Genomic DNA, 17,984 nt, shown 5'->3' on the forward strand with positions numbered 1-17,984 from the left:
GGATGCCCCAAACGGAGCATCCTTTTTTCTTTTTTATCTTCTCTTTTTTATGTTAAAAGTCCGCTCTCACGCCCAAACTGATGCGACGACCGGAAAATTCGTACATGGATGGGAAGGACGGATCAATCGTATAAGCACTGGTTTCTTCATCGGTCATGTTGATACCTTCCAACATCACTTTGATATTTTCCGTCACTTGATACCCCAGAGAGAGATCGGTTTGGCCATAGGCATCGCGGTAAACCGGGTACATATCGCTAGCGATGTATTCGACATATTTGTCTTTGTAGTTGTAAGAAACGCGCGCGTCGAATTTTTCATTTTCGTAATAGAACGTCAGGTTGTAAGTCTCATCTGCCAGACCTTCCGGTGGAGCGGGAATATCCAAATCCGATTCGCCGGTCAGTGAGTTGTCCAGCATGGTGTAGTTGGCATTGATACCAAAACCATCTAGAGATTCATGCAACATACTCAGCGGGAATTGTGCAATTAATTCCACGCCGGACACATCGTAATCGCCTTCAGCGTTCACTTTTTGATAAATCTCAAAATCATACACGCCATCGATGGTGCCGTTAGCATTGTATTTGGTCACATCTTTTACTACGCCAGTAAGCGACTCGCGCACCACACCTTCAATTTTTTTCTCGAAGTAAGATGCGGCAAAGAGAGCGCCTTCACCAACATACCATTCCAGACCCAATTCCCATTGATCCGCATAAGTGGGTTTAAGATCGGGGTTACCATCGCGATATTTAAAATCATTGAGGCTTACGGTGCGCTTATACGCAATGTCACCCAGTGCTAGGCGCATTAAGGTTTCGGAAGCGGCCGCGCGCAAAATCAAACCATCGCGCAATTCCATATTCATATTGATGCTGGGCAACACGTCAGTGTAACTACCTTCTTTCGAAATAGGTGTTGGGGTGTAACCGGTTGAACCGTTTGCATTTTGAATTTGGTGATAACCGAAAGACAGCACTGATGTATCAACGGTGCGCACACCGGTATTCACCATCACCGGCATTGCAGCCAAATCAAATTTAAAATCAGCCATAGCATAGAGGCTCACAACTTCTTCATCGACCCGGTAGTATTCGCTATCGGCAAAATCCACTTTAAAACCGTCATAGCGGAAGGTATCGCGCGCATAACTATTGGATACTTGCGACCACGAAGGGCTGTTTGATGATTGCGACAAATAATTGCCACCGGGCACCAATTCAGAAATGGGCGTCAGCTCACTGTCTTGCAGGGTGCGCACATTGCGCCATGAATTGTCGCCCGCTTTTGGCCCGCGCACGGTGGTAGTACCGCGATCACGCTCCTTGGATTTATCGGTATAGCGCGCGCCGAATTGCACTTGGTCTAACGCGCTCAGAAAATTTAATTCCAGCGGCTTGATAAAATCCAATTGTGCTGCGTATTTATCATCCTGGATTTCTTCGAGATTCACTTCGTAGGAATCAAATAAATATTTTTGCGGCGAATTGTACATATCAAAGCTATTTGGATTAGCGCTTAACAATGTCTCACCACCATTGTTAGTGTAGCGGCTGCGCGAGGGTGCAAAGGCAACATGTTTCAGGTTGCTGGTATCGGAAGTTTTTTCTGCACCTGAGTAGCCGGCAAGCCCTTCAATTAACCAACCGCCAATTTCCCAATCCATATTCAGGCTGTATTGGGTGAAATCTGTTTCGTGGACGTTTTCTTTGCTCAAAAATTCGTGCTGTGTCGCAGCGTAGGAAACATCGGTTAATACCAGAATGCCGTGTTTTGCCAGCGTTGTATTGTCATAAGCGTGAACAGTTTCCAATGCACTTATACTTGATGCCGTGTACGCCGCAGCATCATATTCATCTTCAGTGTTGTCGTAACCGCCGAGCATGGCATCAAAGGCGAGACTAAAGGTGCTGCTGGGTTGGTATTGGAAGGCCGCTGTTGCGCCCCATTTATCCTGCTCATTCAAATAAGCGCGATCGCCAATTTTGTCGTGGAACACAACTCGATTGGTTACGTCTTTGTTGAAGCGATCAGTAATTACTACACCCGTATCCCGCTCAAGCACTGCGACGGTTTGATCAGCTTGCCATTTTGACGAGCCGGTTTTTTCGGTCCAGCGCGACAGTGGGCGGAAGTTAATACCGGAATTGGAGTCGGTTCTATTCGTGCGCTCCGCCATTGAAAATGAAACCAATGCGCCAAAATCGCCAAAAGTGTCGCTCGCCAGCAAAGATACTTTTGGGTCAATTTCATCAGAGATTGAATTGTGTGCGCCTTCAGCCGAGACAACAAATTTTGATTCGTTATAATCAAACGGGCGCGCAGTCGAAATCAGCACTGAACCCGCAATGCCGCCTTCCTCATCGGCAGCGGTGGGCGATTTTTTTACGGTTACACTTTGAATAATTTCTGACGCGAAAATATCGAACTCAACATCGCGGCCGCCACTGCCCGAAGCCGTGGAAAGATTATTGATAGAGACATGGGTAAATTCGCTCGGCAGGCTGCGTACGTTTACTTTACTGCCTAAGCCCTTATTGCGTTCGATAGTGACGCCCGGCATACGTTGCAAAGCTTCAGCGAGGTTTTGCTCGGGGAAATCGGCGATGTCGGTCGCGACAATAGAGTCAGAGAAACCAATCGAGTTACGTTTAATATCGATGGCCTTTTCAAGACTTTTTGCGTAGCTGCCAGTCACAACCACTTCTTCCAATTGATCTGAACTTTGCGCCATGCCCTGCAGCGATAGAGTTGCCAAAGTCGCACCAAGAATGACACGTGTAATCGCAACACTTAACTGACTTCTGTTGGTATGAATAGTGGATTTGTTATGGACTCTCACGTTAACTTCCTCTTATTTATTACAGTTAGAAAAACAACAAACGACCATTTCTAGCTCTCATAAAAAGAGAAAATTCCTTTTTACTTCCCAAGCAGATCAACTCTCCTGAACAGGAATTAGAAACGCGGCGGAAATGTAATAGGCGCGCATTTCACTTTTATTGCTATCATCAACCTAATAGCGCTTTTAACAATAATTAACAATTAAAACGCAAATCAATAGAGCAAAACTACCTCTGTCACAAATGTGTAGTTAAGCTGCTATAAACTCCCGAAAGTCATTTCGTTTTTTGCACAGAACAACTGATGCAGACTCTCTTATCGCACCCCTAATACACCATCGAATCGCCTCATTATGAAATTTACTTTCCTATTACTTTTGCTGAATGGCCTTATTTTTTTTGCCGCTAACTGTGAGGCAGATTCGCAGAAATCAAATCTTGCTGCCGAACACGTGAAAATTGCGTTTATGCCGGACATACACTTTCATGATATTTATGGCCACTTCAGCGATGATATATTTCAGGGGCTTCCGACAAATACTGCGCAGGGTAAACAAAATGCCAACATCCGCTCGATGCGCACGCAACTGCAGTCCACGCGCCTGTTTAATGAAAATTATTTTGCCTTGCTCGCGGCACTCGATGACATTGTAAAACGCAAGATCAAGTACGTTGCTTTGCCCGGCGACTTTAGCGATGACGGTCAACCGGTTCACATGCGTGGGTTAAAAAATATTCTCGATAAATACCATCACCAATACGGCATTGAATTTTTTGCAGCGCCGGGCAACCACGATCCAACCAGGCCATTTTCACATCCAGCGGGTAAACCAGATTATTTAGGTGCAGGAGGAAAGGAGCAACCAGTTTTTAGCTTGCAACATCCACTGTGTAAAAATAAAAATTACGACAATGATAAAGACAGGCATGCAGTTATCTGTTCCGATGATGTACAGGAGTTGGGTTATAAACCTATTATGGATTTGCTTGGTGAACACGGATTTTATCCAAAGAAGAGTTATCGCTATTTTGAAACGCCTTACTCTAGTGAAAAGAAATCCCACTACGATTTTTCGAAAGCAAAACACGAAGCCCAATTTGATAAGAGACACTATGAGATATGCCATCAGGGAATTGGCGGAAAACATAAAAAGCCCCATTACAGCGACTGTTATCAAGTGGCGGATAGCAGCTATTTGGTCGAGCCAACAGCGGGGCTTTGGCTGCTAGCGATTGATGCCAATGTCTACCAACCTAAATTAGGTACTGATGGTAATCCACAAAACGCAGAAAATTTTTTAGGTTCCAGTGATGCAGGCTATAACAAAGTCATCACCCACAAAACCCATTTGCTGGAGTGGATAACCGATGTAGTGCAGCGAGCACAGGCACAAGATAAAACCCTGATTGCATTTTCCCATTTCCCCATGCAGGAATTTTATGACGGCGCCAGCGCTGATATAGCGCAGTTAATGGGCGAACAAAAATTTCAACTGAGCCGCAACCCAAGTACCAACACCAGCAAAATGTTGGCGGACACTGGGCTGAAAATTCATGTGGCTGGCCATATGCATATCAATGACACAGGTGTTTATCGCGGTGAGCACAACAAGGTGTTATTTAATATCCAGGCACCTTCGCTCGCCGCTTATATTCCCGCCTATAAAATCCTGAGCATCAGACCCGACCAGCAAATTGAAGTTGAAACTATTGTATTAAAAGATGTTCCGCGTTATGACGAGCTCTTCGGGCATTACCTTACTGAGTGGAATTATTTACGGTCTATCGATACGCCCGACATCTGGGATAAAAACATTCTCCAGGCCAAAAATTATCACCAATTTGCCGAATGGCATCTGCGCGAACTGGCACGTTTGCGCTTTTTGCCACAAGATTGGCCTGCAGATATCCGCCAACTCTTGATGCAATTAAATGGCGCGCAGCTGTTGATTATTTCTCAATTAAAAACCGACATTAGCCTTGCTCAAATAGGGGCACTGATTAATCATCAGGATCAGGATAATTCGCTAGCAGGTGAGTGGCAGCTAGCAACCAGGCAGGCAGCAAGTTTTGCAAAGAAAAACGGATTATCGCTCGATAGTTTTTCAACCTGGACAGGAACGGATTTAAGCGTGGATTTTTATCGATTGTGGAGCGCCGATCAGCTGGCGTTAAAGGATATTGATCCGCAACGGTTCAAGCATTATGAATTGCTCGCACAACAGTTGTTGGTTAGCGATCGGCAAAACACAAAAAAACAATCAGCTAAGCCGCGCACTATTTATCAGGAAAAATTGGGCACATTATTGAACATCCTAGTGCAATTTTCCGGCGATGCACCAAGCGATCATTTTTTGCTGGACCTGAAAAATGGCAAGATCAAACCACTCCCCTAGCGAGTCACTCATTATTGGGTAACTGGCAAAAAAAATGCCCCGGGTGATCGGGGCATTTTTTTAAAACACATTCAACTTAGCTGCGACGACGCAAGCGAGTAAGCCCCAACAAGCCCAAACCACTCAACAACAACACCAAAGAACCACTTTCCGGTACCTCTTCGGTAGGCGGGGTGTAATCCCAGTAGTAGTGATGAATTTGACCCGAGCCGGTGTAAGATTTAGCAGCCAGGGAGCCGTCGATATCATTCATGATTTTCACATCAGCATCCAATGCCAACACATTTCCTTTCCAACCATTACCCAAATTCAGGCTGGTAGCATCGTAGAAATTCCACAGGATGTTGGAGTAGGTGCTGGAGGTGAAACCATTGCCGCTCAAATTCACTGAACCCGGATTGCTTAGAACAGAACCGGAGACGTTGATGACTACCTTGCCTGCATTACCAAAATTCAATTGCCAGTTGGCGTTATTGGCAAACAGATCGCTACCCGCAATATTGAATACCACCAAATCAGTAGCAAAACCGCTGTAACTCATAGTGGTGCCAGAAACGCTCCCCACTTGGGTAAAGTCGCGATAAAAATCTGACTCAGCGCTGAGGGCATCATAAAAACCGTCAAGCTTGTCAGTCACAGCACCCACATCATCCAATTCCCTTACGCAGGAATTCTGGGGCAGACCGCCTTCATTACAGTTGAGGTTGCCGATCGACTTGGTCTCGCCATAACCCAAATAACCATTCTGGATAGTTAGGTTGGGCGAGGTGACGCTGCCGAGCACTTCAACGTTGTTGGTGGCATTGAATGACGAATCTGTCAGGTGCGAACCGAATTCGCCACTGGATTTCAGGTCACCGCCAATCAGCGCCTTGCCGTAAACCTTCACATTGCTGTTGGTATTCAAATCGCCAAACAGAATCAGGTTGTAGTCGCTCAAAGGTGAGGCAGATGCCATCGTCGACAGCGATACCAATCCAGCCACGGCAAATATCTTGGAACAAAACGTCATAAAAGTATCCTTTGTAGTAGTGTCATCTTATTTGTGTATTCACCACTAAGCACAAGGTATGCCTATTTAATTTTTTCTAGTGATATCAATAATTCGCGCCAATTAATGCCAAATACGTCACATTAAAGTGTCAATTTAGCCGACAGTTATAAAATGACAGCGAAAGACATTATTTTATTAATAAAAATAAACAATCGATTTTTTTCATCCAAAAACGCTATTCGTAAAGCTTTGGAAGCTCACTTTCAAACAGCACAAAAGGATGGGCTAAGAAGGTTTTAAAATCCTCGGCTGTCGCCTGCCCCGGATAGGGTGCAAAAAATTGTTCTGATTTTTCTCGCGCCAGATTGGCATTGCGCCAGACCATCATGTAGGTGATTTGCTGCGCCTCGGCGCCCGCCAAAATCGGGTTGAGGATGCGCTCAGTCCAGAAGTTGTGAATAGTTAGCCGGTTGTTGCCCGTCTCCGTGAGCGCAGCAATTTTATTGCGCGCCTGGGCAACTTTGACGATGCCTTTGAGCGCGGTGACAAACCCTGCTTTTTGTTCATCCGCCGACGCGGTATTAGCTTCATGGCCAACATCCCAGTAATTGTCCAAACCAATCACATCGACATATTCATCCCCCGGATAACCATAAAAATAATCGCTCTCGAATTTGCTTAGATCGATGCGGCTGCGGTCGGGTGAGTAGGCATAGATAAGGTTGTGGACACCTTTTTCATCGCGAAGGTATTTCACCGTGAATTGCCAGAGGGCGATGTAATCCTGCTCGCTCACATGGCCTTTGCCCCACCAGAACCAATCGCCGTTGTGCTCATGCCAGGGGCGGAAAATAATCGGAATAGCGTGTTTATTGCCGGCCGCATCGGTTGCTACCAGTCCTTCATTAAAGGCGACAAAAGTATCGAGGTAAGCCTTAAACACGTCGTGCTTGGCTCCGCCGGGAACCAATTCGTGCACCGTCGGGGTTTTATCCCATGAATTGGCGCCGGATACCGGGCTGTACATATGCCAGCTGATGGTAATAACTCCGCCACGGCTGTAGCCCGCCTTAATCCACTCCTGCATTTGCTTGAAGTTGACCCCATCCAGATTCTTTTCGTGTCCCAATTCCAAACCGCCCAACTCCCAACCGTAGACGGCCGGGTTGGAACCGGTCACATCGCGCACATCGGAGCGGTCGAGATCGCCCTCCCAATTGACGCCATAGGCGAGGCTATCTTCATGCCCGAACAGCATGTGCCGGCCGCGTAAAGCGGCGAGATTGTTGTAGAGCGCGAGGGTTTCGGCGCTGGCATTTTTGTCGCTGAGCTTGTGAGCGTAGCGTTGCTCAGCGATAGGTGGTGGTGTACTTGATGACGAGGACTGCTGGTCGCACCCCAGTAGCAATCCGCAGGTGGTCAGTACCGCGAGTGCTGTGCGAACAAGGGAATAAGATAGGCTCATGGGATCTCCCAAGCTGTAGATAGTTATTGTTGGATAACGTATTTTTGCACAATGTAACCGATTTCATTAACTGTATGCCAGCAGTTATGGCGCAGGATTGTGCCATCCCTCAACTAAAAACGGTTGAGATAGCGCAAACTTTTGCCTAGCCTTGCGCCACTTCACTTCTGCGCAGCGACCTTTTATGGACTTCAACTTCCCCGCCATCGGCCTAGTGCACTCCTGCTTCAAGGAGAAGTTTGGCATTCCCCGCCAACCGGGCCTGGCGCCGCTGGCCTGCGCCGAGATTGAGCTACTGCCGCCCTATAACGACCCTGCTGCATTTGAAGGCATGGAAGGTTGTACCCATGTGTGGATTCAGTTTGTCTTCCATGCCAATAAGCGCGAAGAGTGGAAAGCCAAAGTTAAACCACCGCGCTTGGGTGGTAACAAAACCCTCGGGGTATTCGCCACCCGCTCGCCCACCCGCCCGGCGCCGATCGGTTTGTCGGTCGTGCGTTATCGGGGTGTCAGCGAACGCAAGGGAAAACTGTTTGTGCAGATCAGCGGCGTGGATTTGCTCGAAGGTACACCGGTGCTCGATATCAAACCCTACGTGCCCTACGTTGATTGTGTATTGGAAGCAGAAAATTCGTTTGCCGATGCACCACCCGAGCTGATCGCTGTGGATATCCCCGCCACGCTCATGGCGGTGTGTGTCGAGTATTGGCAGCGTACAGGCACTGACCTGGCCGGTTTGATCACCCAAATTCTGCAACAAGACCCGCGCCCGCAATATCAGCAACTGGACACCGAGCGGATTTACGGGATGCGCTTACTGGATCTGGATGTGCGCTGGCGCTATCGCCAAAACGGTGCCGACCCGGCAATTATTCTGGTCGATCTGCAGGGGGCGCAGCCCGCCTGAGCTGTGGTATGATGCGCGCCTTTTTCAGCCTGCCCCTTCCGTCTCCCGTTTGATGCCATTGCTCCCGGAGACGCGCTGACCGACTTTTAATTTTAGGTGCCTGGCACTTTAGGAGTTGTTCCCATGAGCAAGACCTCGTTAGACAAAAGCAAGATCAAGTTTCTGTTGCTGGAAGGAGTGCACCAATCAGCGGTGGATAGCCTGAATGCACAGGGCTATACCAATGTTGAATACCTGAAAACCGCATTGGGCGAAGATGAGCTTATCGCCAAAATCCAGGATGCCCACTTTGTCGGCCTGCGCTCGCGCACCCAATTGACCCGCCGCGTCTTTGAAAATGCGCCCAAGCTGATCGCCGCTGGCTGCTTCTGCATCGGCACCAACCAGGTGGATTTGAAAGCGGCGCAAGAGCACGGCGTTGCGGTATTTAACGCGCCCTACTCCAATACCCGCTCGGTCGCTGAATTGGTGATTGCCGAGGCAATTTTGCTGCTGCGCAATATTCCGCAGAAAAACTTTGTCTGCCATCGCGGCGGCTGGGACAAATCGGCCAATGGCTCATTTGAGATTCGCGGCAAGACCCTCGGCCTGATCGGCTATGGTTCGATTGGCAGCCAAACCAGCGTGCTGGCAGAATCCCTGGGCATGAAAGTACAGTTTGTCGATGTGGTCACCAAGTTGCCGCTGGGCAATGCCACTCAGGTGCGCAGCCTGGATGAACTGCTCGCCACTTCCGACATCATCAGCCTGCATGTGCCGGAAAACCAATCGACGCAAATGATGATTGGCGCACGTGAAATTAGCCTGATGAAACCGGGAGCGATCCTGATCAACGCTTCGCGCGGCACAGTAGTGGATATTAATGCGCTGGCCGATGCCATTAAGTCCGGCCACATCGCCGGCGCTGCGATCGATGTGTTCCCGGAAGAGCCCAAAGCCAACGGCGACGAATTTATCAGCCCACTGCGCGGTTTGGACAATGTGATCCTCACCCCGCACATCGGCGGCTCCACCATGGAAGCCCAGGCCAATATTGGCTTGGAAGTGGCTGAAAAACTGATCAAGTACTCTGACAACGGCACCACTACCAGCTCGGTCAACTTCCCAGAAGTTGCCCTGCCCGGCCACCCGGATGCGCACCGCCTGCTGCACGTCCACGCCAACGTACCGGGCGTGTTGTCGAAAATTAACAAGATCTTCTCCGACAACCACATCAACATCGCATCTCAATACCTGCAAACCAATGACAAGGTGGGCTACGTGGTAGTGGACATCAACTCCCCTTACGATGAGATCGCACTGGAGCAGTTGAAGAATATTGAAGGGACGATTCGTTGCAGAGTGTTGTTCTAAGCATTACCAATTTTTAATAGCTCAATAAAAAAACGCCGCGTCCAGCAATGAACGCGGCGTTTTTGTTAGCGCAGGGATTAGACCGAGGCCGGAGCTGTGGTACGACGCTTGATCCAATGTGCCGCCAATTCCACTCCCAGCACCAACGCCACACCCAGAAAGGCCCATAGTATGGCCAGGCCGATGGTCGGCTCATTGCCCGTCACCGCGAGAAAGTTGAAAGGATTGAGGTTTTCTTGCTGCAACACCACGGTGCGACCATGGCTGTCAGTTGTAGTGAGCAGGGCGTTTTTCCAGGGCCAGGTGACATAGAGTGACCCCACCAGAAAGCCGATCAGCACCGACAGGGTTTGGTTGTGATAGCTGTGCAGCAGCCAGAGCAGGAAACGCGAGAAGACCACTAAACCGCAGATACACCCGGCGCCGAACCAGAGTAATTTCACGATTTCCAGATTGTGGATTGCCTGCAAAAATACCGGATACAGACCAACCAACAATAAAATAAAACTCCCGGAAATGCCCGGCAGAATCATGGCGCAGATGGCAACAAAACCGCCGAGGAACAAAATCCAGCCGTGCCCGGGCAACTGCGCGGGCGCCATAAAAGAGATGGCGAGAATAAATGCAATGCCGAACAGCAAACCAAAGGCTTCAGTCAGCCCCCAACCCCGCTGCTCGCGCACCAAATGATAAATCGACGCGGCGACCAAACCGGAAAAAAACGCCCAGACCAAAATCGGGTAAGCATCCATCGCCACTAGTACCACTGCAGCAAACGTCTTGAGGCTGATAAGAATGCCGCCAAACAAGGCCACCAGAAAATTGCCATTAATGTATTGCCAGGTTTTAACAATCCCCTCTCGCTTGAGCATCAACAGCACCGCTGGTGTACAGCGTTTGAGCGAACTGAGCCACTCATCGTAGATACCGGTAATAAATGCGATGGTGCCGCCGGAAACGCCAGGCACTACATCGGCGGCCCCCATACACAAACCCTTGAGCAGGATAAACAAGTAGTCTTTAATCGTTCGGTTGGGCTGATGCAAAGCAAGCTCCTTTTCTACGCTGGTCAGGTAGAGATAATGGGAAAGGGGAATAGTAAGCTGGGGCGAGTGTGCCTGATGAGCGCGCAGATCGACAAGTCAATCACCAAAGAAGTGGCGATTAATCGCCGTAAAAACTTGCGCCCGCAAATCGCTGCTCTCATTGACCAGTTGATGCCCGGCACCAGGAATCAACTCGATCCGGGCATTGGGCAATGCGCGCCAAATCTGCTGCAAGTTGTAACGCCAGGCGACTGTTAAATCGTCAGTACCCTGAATGACCAAGAGCGATTTCTCAAGCGGGGGAAAACGGCGGAACTGCTGATCCCAGGCCTTCATCGCCCCCACCCAGCGCACCGACAGCGTGCGCGATTGTAAACAATCCAGCTCATCAACAAAGTGGATAAAGTCCGGATTGTGGGAATTACGCGAGCGGCCGCGCGGCATTCGCTTGATAAACGAGTGCACCAACGCATACAAAAACCGGCCGGAATAGCGCCAGCCGCGAGGCAGTATCAGCGGTGCGCACAAGGCGATGCGCGCCAACCAAGGCGCCGGTCGCACACTGTCGTAACGCCAGAGATAATTCAATAACACTGAACCGCCGGTGCTCTGCCCCAAGGCAAAGTAAGGTGCGGGCAAGAGTTTCTGTGCAATGGTTAAAATTACATCCAACACATCGGCATAGTGATCAAACGAATCGATTGCAACCTGCTCTCCGCTACTCAGGCCATGGCCAGGCAAGTCAAACGCCAATACCGCAAAGCCTTGTTGCAGACCAAACTCAATCGCATTGCCAAAAAGCCCCACGTGATCGTAATAACCGTGCACCACCACCAAAGTACCTCTGGGGTTTTCCGGCAGCCAATAATGGGTGGCTATGCGAAAACCGCACGCATCGATTGTGCCAAAACCATGGGTGATGCCCGTATGGGTTCGCGCGAAATTGATCGCATAAAAATCCAGGTAGGCCTGCGCGGTGGCATCTGTAGCCCAGTTCGCATCCGCGGCGGGGGAAAACAGAAGTCCCGGCAGGTGCGCCCTTAAAAAGTCGCGCCCCGCAGAATCGAAACGGGATTGACTGCCTCTGGAATCACTCATAGTTTGCTTATGTATCCGGTAACAATAAGAAAATAGCGGCCGATTTATGCACATTCACATTAACGGGTAAAAATAGCGGATGACAACGAAATCACAGCATTCAGGAATTCGATGCGACACAACCCATGCCATCCTCTATAATCTTGCGGTCGAACCACCAGACCTAAAAAACACATAACAATGACAACCAGGGTTTGAACTCATGCAAAAGCACATATTCAACATACACGACGTGATTCTGTTTATGACGGTCGCCGAGTGTATCCTACTGGTAATTTTTCAGGCGATACTCCCGGTCAAAAATCAACTCGCCAACCGCCTGCTCAGCATTTTCCTATTATCGATTGCCGTCAGCTCAGCCTGCATTATGGTGCTCTGGAACGACGATGTAATGCTGTTTGACCTGTTTGATGAAACACTGCTGCCCTACTTTTTGGCAACAGCACAGCTGCTTAAAGGGCCGATGCTGCTGTTCTATGTAATATCGCTCACCGAAGACGCATTCCAGTTTGCCCGGCGCCATTTGCTGCACCTCATCCCCATTGTGATTTCACTCTTGTGGCTCTTGGTATTCCAACTCGACAGCTCTGACTTGCGCTTTAAAACCATTGGTCAGACTGAAACCGAGCGCCAAATTGCCAATAGCCTCTGGCATTTTATTAAAATCATGCCGTTCTTTTATGCACTCGCCGCCGTTAACCGTGTGCGCCTGTACCGGATCGGGTTGCACAATCAATACTCCAACTTTTCTCCCACCGAGCCCACTTGGCTAAATATGCTGAGTTTGGGGTTTTTGTTTACCTGGAGCTTCTCAATTCTGGTGCATGTTGTTGCCAACACAGTGGCACTGGGTGCTCCGCAAATATCTGATCTATTTGGAATTACCGAAAACTACATTATTTTCATTTTGATCAATGCATTGTTTATCAACAGTGTGGTGCACACCCACAAATTACTCACCACCAAACCGGAAGTCGCCAAAGACAAAACCGATGAAAAACTGACCGACTCAGCGATTCAAAAAGTACAGTTAGGCATGGAAGTCCAGAAATTATTTTTAAAACAAAACCTGAATATCGATGAATTTTCCAAACGCATCAACCTGCCGGTAAAAGAAGTCTCCGCCGTAATCAACAAACACTACGGCACCAATTTTTTTGAATTTATGAACAGCTACCGAGTGGAAGAAGCGAAACGTTTGCTGGGCGACGCTCAACACGCCGATATGACGGTAATGGATGTGTTATTGCACGCAGGCTTTAACAGTAAATCGGCTTTCCATCGCTTTTTTAATCGTTTAGTGGGAATGTCGCCGACTGAATACCGGAAGCAACTTTTACAGAAAGACGTGAAAACGGTTTGAAAGAGCGGATGTAATAACTATTTTTACTTTTTGGTATTGACTCAAAATGCCCAAGCGGGTTTAATACGCGCCTCTTGCGAAGCGAGCTTCACACAGCAAACAAGCAAGTGACACGCCCAGATAGCTCAGTCGGTAGAGCAGTGGATTGAAAATCCTCGTGTCCCTGGTTCGATTCCGGGTCTGGGCACCATGATTCCCTTGTGGATCAAGGTGCTAAAATCACGTACTTGATCGTCACAAAGCGTCTATACAAATGCGATAGACATGAAAAAACCTCCCGCGCGGAGGTTTTTTTGTTTATACACAGCATCAAGGCAAATTTGCCAGCGCACCACCTACCCACCCACTCAACACCCAGCGCTTGGCGAGAATAATCTGCCTCATTAATCCCTGTTTAAATTGGCTCACTTTAGTTGCATGAGCATTGGTATCGGCAGATACACCTGACCGGCCCGTAAGCCCATTCTGGACATGGACACCAGCATCCACACCCAATAAAAAAGCCAGCGAAAGCTGGCTTTAGAGAAAACAGATTTTTAGATCACTGTGGAATTAACCGCAGCACCCTGACACCATGTGCAGGCACATTGATAGTGAGTTTTTCTGCCGTGCTGCCTTTTTCATCGCTCCAGATATCGCGCCAGTTGAATTTTTTCTTGTCGAAGAAAATTTCGTGTTTGCTGATATCGTCTTTCATGTAATGGAATGCCCAATCCAAACTATAAGTCGTTGCCGCATCGGCGCGATTTAAAAACAGGACAGCAAACTCACCTTTTTCCAAGGGTTTTACAAAAATTTCAAAGTCGCCTTCATCAATCCATTTCATGGCTTGCACACCTAGCTTGTCCTGATTGATGGCAAGTGTATCTTTGTGGGTGAGAATTTTTTTGGTGGCCTCGCTCATGTTGCGCAAATCATTACCGGCGATCAGTGGTGAAGCCATAATTGCCCAGAGCGAAAAGTGCGCGCGATCTTCCTCTTCGGTCATGCCGTTGCCGACTTCCATCATGTCCATATCATTCCAGTGTCCCGGACCGGCGTATTTACGCAAACCCGCTTGTTTATCGAGGATGGGCAATACGCCCCATGACGACCAGGAGCCGTGGTTGTGCTCGCAATTCCAGCAGGGATAAATATCGCCGGTGGTGCGCCATGAATGACCAACGTCAGTTGCCCACTCCCAGGGTTTGTTATCGCCCCACTCGCAAATGCTAAACAACATTGGGCGGCCCGCTTTATAAATCGCATCACGCATAGTGGCGTAGGCCGATTTGGGATTGATATCTTTGGTATCGCACCAATCGTATTTGACGTAATCAATTCCCCAGCTCGCATAAGTAACTGCATCTTGATACTCATGACCACGGCTACCCGCACGACCGGCACAGGTGGTTGCGCCTGCGTCAGAATAAAGTCCGATTTTTAATCCTTTAGAATGCACATAATCAGCAAGCGCTTTCATACCCGATGGAAAATTCTTTTTATCAACTTGGATAAAACCTTGTTTATCGCGTTCACCGTGCCAGCAATCATCGATATTAATGTATTCATAACCCACTTCTTTCATGCCCGATGACACCATCGCATCGGCCATTTCACGAATCATGTTTTCATTTACATTGCAGGCAAAAGTATTCCAACTGTTCCAACCCAACTGCGGCGTTTTGGCGAGCTGATCAAATTTTTGCGCATGGGCTTGGCCACCCAGCACCAGCGCTGCGGCAATAAAACCGAGACTGAGCAATAGTTTGTTAGTCATAAAATTTACCTGTGTAATTGCAGTTTTTATTTGAGAATGTCGTTTTTAATTTAAGAACGCCGGTGTTTTTATTTATGGATAATACTAATCATACAAATTAAATGATTTGTAAAAAAAACTGCAATTCACATTGCAGTTTTTTACTGTTCAATCATTTATTTTTTATTGAGAGCGTGAATACTATTATTAAATTGTTGGATGATCGCAATGGTCGAGGTATCTGTATCGAACACACCGTACATACCCTGCTGCTCTTGTGGTGGATCGCCATTCAGGTCATCGCCTTCCTGCCACCAATAATTACTGCGCGTCGTGCGCCCTGCACCATTCCATGCCCAAAAATTGTAACCGGCAATTGGCTCGCCTTTTTGCATGCGCGGCAGAAGCACATCGAACACCTGCTGATAAAATTTATCGCGGTATTGCGTAGTCGCTTTAATATCGTATGAACCCATATCGCGATCCAAACCAAACTCCTCCAATACGATAGGTTTATTTATCGCTTTGGCAGCATCGATGTGCGAATTCAAATAATCTTTACCTTTTTCCCACCCGGTATCCCAGGTTTCAGCCGGTTTGGTCTTATCAAACCAGCCCCAATTTCTGATCCACATATGGTAAGTCAGGTAATCTACATTCACTGAACTGTGCGCATCGGCAAATAATTTTGCATCGTTAACAGAACCCATCAGGCCTTCACTACCGGTGCTAACCAAATGGTGTGGATCGAGACTTTTGATGTAAGCGGTAACCCCATTGATCCAATCAATATAAATTTGTTTTTCTTTCGCCGTGGTTTTGGAATTGCCCGGACGCGGTTCATTGGCCAATTGCCAGGACATAATCGTTGCATCATCCGCATAGGCTTTGCCATTGACAGTATTTGTGCGAGTGATAATTTTTTTAATGGTATTGCGATACTCCTGCTGCGCTTTTTCGCTCTGATAAAAGCTGGCAGATTTGGCCATGAAGCCTTCCCAATCATTGGTGACATTCGGGTCCTGTACCGGTTGGCCATCAATCCAGCTCATGTATTGCGTCATACCGCCAGACCATTGCCAGAAATTATTAAAGTACAACACTACCGTCATATCGCGCTTGGCCAATTCAACCAATAAATAGTCCAGACCTTGCAGCAAGCTTTCATCGTAATTACCAAAGCCATTTGTCGTGGCCGGTTTTACCGATGAATTGATATCGCTTTTTTCCGATACTGCCAGTACGCGCAAATTGTTTACACCCATTGCCTTGAGCGTATCCAACTCTTTGGCCAGGCGCGCGCGATCACCTACCTTACTGGGCGAACCTAAATAGGCTGCGTACCACATATTGGTACCGGCGATGTAATAGGGCTGGCCATTTTTCTGGAAATGCGTACCCGAAACTTTGACAAAACCGTCCGCAGCGGGCCCGGCAGAAGCCACAGATTGGGTGTTATTACAGGCGACCAAGGCAAACAAACACGCCATCAAAAACGCAGCAATTGAAAATCGATTGTATTTATTCATTATTTATTTCCGCTGAGAAAAGTAACCAGTTCAAACACTTTTTTGCAAATAGCGAATTGCTTCCATCATTGCGCGACCATTGTGATAGGGGCATTTCCAAAAACCCACTTTATAGTAAGAATCAGAATTCAGTTTATTCAGGCTGGATAACCAAAACCACTCGCCGCGCTCATGATCGATTTGATAGGTTTTAATAAACCTCCAACAATTTTCAGCCGCGCGATAATACTGCTCTTCACCGGTAGTGGCATAGGCATACAGAAAACCAACCAGAGCCTCAGCCTGCACCCACCAGACAGTATCTACATTAGTACGTCGGGTAGAAAAATCAAACGAGTCGATCACCTGCCCGTGCTCACCAATAGCCTCATTTACAGTCACCTGTGCAATGCTGATCAGTGTCGGCGTTAATTTGGAGGTGTACACTGCATCACCGAGTGATTCCAATGCTTTTGCAATTAACCAACTGGCTTCAATATCATGCCCGTAGGTATAACCCGGAGAAAAATCTTTCCACTCCAGATCCATAAACATACGCAGGTGATGCGTATTTTTATCGATCATGTACTTATCGAACATCTCAATATTGTACCTAAGCGCTGCTTTGACTTCTGCGCCGGGGTGCACCTGATACAAGGTTGTATAGGCTTCCAGTATGTGCAAATGCGTATTTTGGGATTTGGGGTAGTTCAAATCTTTTTCGCTGAGGCGCAAATCATCAATCACGCCCCACTCGCGTGTAAAGGCTTCAAGATAACCTTCATGCGCGTGATCAATTGCGTATCGTTCAACTAAATTAAAACATTCCAGCGCATGCGCGAGTGCCTGTTCGTCGCGCGTGAGCTGGTAGTAAGCGCAGAGCGCATAAATCGTAAACGCCTGCGCATAAACTTGCTTTTTGGTATTAATGGGCATGCCAGCTGCATTTAATTCCCAATATACACCGCCGTGTTCATTATCGAAAAAGTGCGCTATCACATAATCGTAGGCGCGCGTCGCGCAATTGCGATAAACGGGGTTATCCACCTCCTGCGCGACTTCGCTAAAAAACCACAAAATACGCGCATTTAAAATAATCCCCTTGCTCGCATGTTTGACCGGCTGATTCTGCGCATCAATTTCGCCGTAAAAGCCACCCTGCTCATGATCGACTGTATGTGCAGCCCACCAATCAGCAATAGCAATTAACTCTGCTCGAAATTCTTGTTGCAGTGGTGCAGAACGCACAGGAAGACTCGCGACCTGCATG

General features: G+C 48.0%; 12 protein-coding genes and 1 tRNA gene. 5 read left to right on the forward strand and 8 right to left on the reverse strand.

The features are described from left to right. Positions 1–52: 52 nt before the first annotated feature. On the reverse strand, positions 53–2,845 hold the full coding sequence (locus J2X05_RS02315; RefSeq protein ID WP_310068120.1) for a TonB-dependent receptor: 2,793 nt from the start codon (positions 2,843–2,845) through the stop codon (positions 53–55). Positions 2,846–3,199: 354 nt separating this feature from the next. On the opposite strand from J2X05_RS02315, the gene J2X05_RS02320 reads away from it, so the two are divergent. After that, positions 3,200–5,242, forward strand: a complete 2,043-nt coding sequence (locus J2X05_RS02320) for a metallophosphoesterase (RefSeq protein ID WP_310068121.1) — start codon at positions 3,200–3,202, stop codon at positions 5,240–5,242. A gap of 76 nt (positions 5,243–5,318) precedes the next feature. On the opposite strand, the gene J2X05_RS02325 is transcribed toward J2X05_RS02320, so the two are convergent. Together J2X05_RS02325 and J2X05_RS02330 are read right to left on the reverse strand one after the other, a co-directional pair. After that, the gene (locus J2X05_RS02325) at positions 5,319–6,254 is read right to left on the reverse strand and encodes a choice-of-anchor A family protein (protein ID WP_310068123.1); all 936 of its coding nucleotides are present in this window, start codon (positions 6,252–6,254) and stop codon (positions 5,319–5,321) included. Between the two features lie 217 nt (positions 6,255–6,471). Beyond that, the gene (locus J2X05_RS02330; protein ID WP_310068125.1) at positions 6,472–7,701 is read right to left on the reverse strand and encodes a glycoside hydrolase family 26 protein; all 1,230 of its coding nucleotides are present in this window, start codon (positions 7,699–7,701) and stop codon (positions 6,472–6,474) included. A 184-nt stretch (positions 7,702–7,885) separates the two neighbouring features. Between J2X05_RS02330 and tsaA the strand changes: the two genes are divergently transcribed. Together tsaA and serA are read left to right on the forward strand one after the other, a co-directional pair. After that, a complete protein-coding gene (gene tsaA, locus J2X05_RS02335) occupies positions 7,886–8,608 on the forward strand; it encodes a tRNA (N6-threonylcarbamoyladenosine(37)-N6)-methyltransferase TrmO (RefSeq protein ID WP_310068126.1) in 723 nt (240 codons plus the stop codon). A gap of 123 nt (positions 8,609–8,731) precedes the next feature. Next, on the forward strand, positions 8,732–9,961 hold the full coding sequence (serA, locus tag J2X05_RS02340) for a phosphoglycerate dehydrogenase (protein WP_310068128.1): 1,230 nt from the start codon (positions 8,732–8,734) through the stop codon (positions 9,959–9,961). Between the two features lie 77 nt (positions 9,962–10,038). Here the strand turns inward: serA and J2X05_RS02345 are convergent, their stop codons facing one another. Together J2X05_RS02345 and J2X05_RS02350 are read right to left on the reverse strand one after the other, a co-directional pair. Next, positions 10,039–11,007: a DUF368 domain-containing protein gene (locus J2X05_RS02345; RefSeq protein ID WP_310068131.1), complete on the reverse strand. Its 969-nt coding sequence runs from the start codon at positions 11,005–11,007 to the stop codon at positions 10,039–10,041. 96 nt (positions 11,008–11,103) lie between these two features. Beyond that, positions 11,104–12,105: an alpha/beta hydrolase gene (locus tag J2X05_RS02350; RefSeq protein WP_310068133.1), complete on the reverse strand. Its 1,002-nt coding sequence runs from the start codon at positions 12,103–12,105 to the stop codon at positions 11,104–11,106. 202 nt (positions 12,106–12,307) lie between these two features. Here J2X05_RS02350 and J2X05_RS02355 point away from each other — a divergent pair, with 202 nt between their 5' ends. Then, entirely contained in the window at positions 12,308–13,468 is a 1,161-nt protein-coding gene (locus tag J2X05_RS02355; protein WP_310068136.1) for a helix-turn-helix domain-containing protein, read from the forward strand. A gap of 114 nt (positions 13,469–13,582) precedes the next feature. Further along, positions 13,583–13,658: transfer RNA gene (locus tag J2X05_RS02360), tRNA-Phe, on the forward strand. Between the two features lie 351 nt (positions 13,659–14,009). Here J2X05_RS02360 and aga27 read toward each other — a convergent pair. The 3 genes from aga27 to J2X05_RS02375 form a co-directional block, all read right to left on the reverse strand. Beyond that, positions 14,010–15,227 carry an alpha-galactosidase Aga27 gene (gene aga27 / locus J2X05_RS02365; RefSeq protein ID WP_310068137.1) on the reverse strand — a complete coding sequence of 406 codons (1,218 nt, stop codon included), beginning with the start codon at positions 15,225–15,227 and terminating at the stop codon, positions 14,010–14,012. 155 nt (positions 15,228–15,382) lie between these two features. Next, positions 15,383–16,735, reverse strand: coding sequence for a glycoside hydrolase 5 family protein (locus J2X05_RS02370; protein ID WP_310068138.1), 1,353 nt, complete (start codon positions 16,733–16,735; stop codon positions 15,383–15,385). Between the two features lie 30 nt (positions 16,736–16,765). Beyond that, positions 16,766–17,983 (reverse strand): AGE family epimerase/isomerase, encoded by a 1,218-nt coding sequence (locus tag J2X05_RS02375; RefSeq protein WP_310068140.1) that lies wholly within the window; start codon positions 17,981–17,983, stop codon positions 16,766–16,768. Position 17,984 lies beyond the last annotated feature (1 nt).

The sequence above is a fragment of the Cellvibrio fibrivorans genome (assembly GCF_031457055.1).
Classification (GTDB): Bacteria; Pseudomonadota; Gammaproteobacteria; order Pseudomonadales; family Cellvibrionaceae; genus Cellvibrio; species Cellvibrio fibrivorans.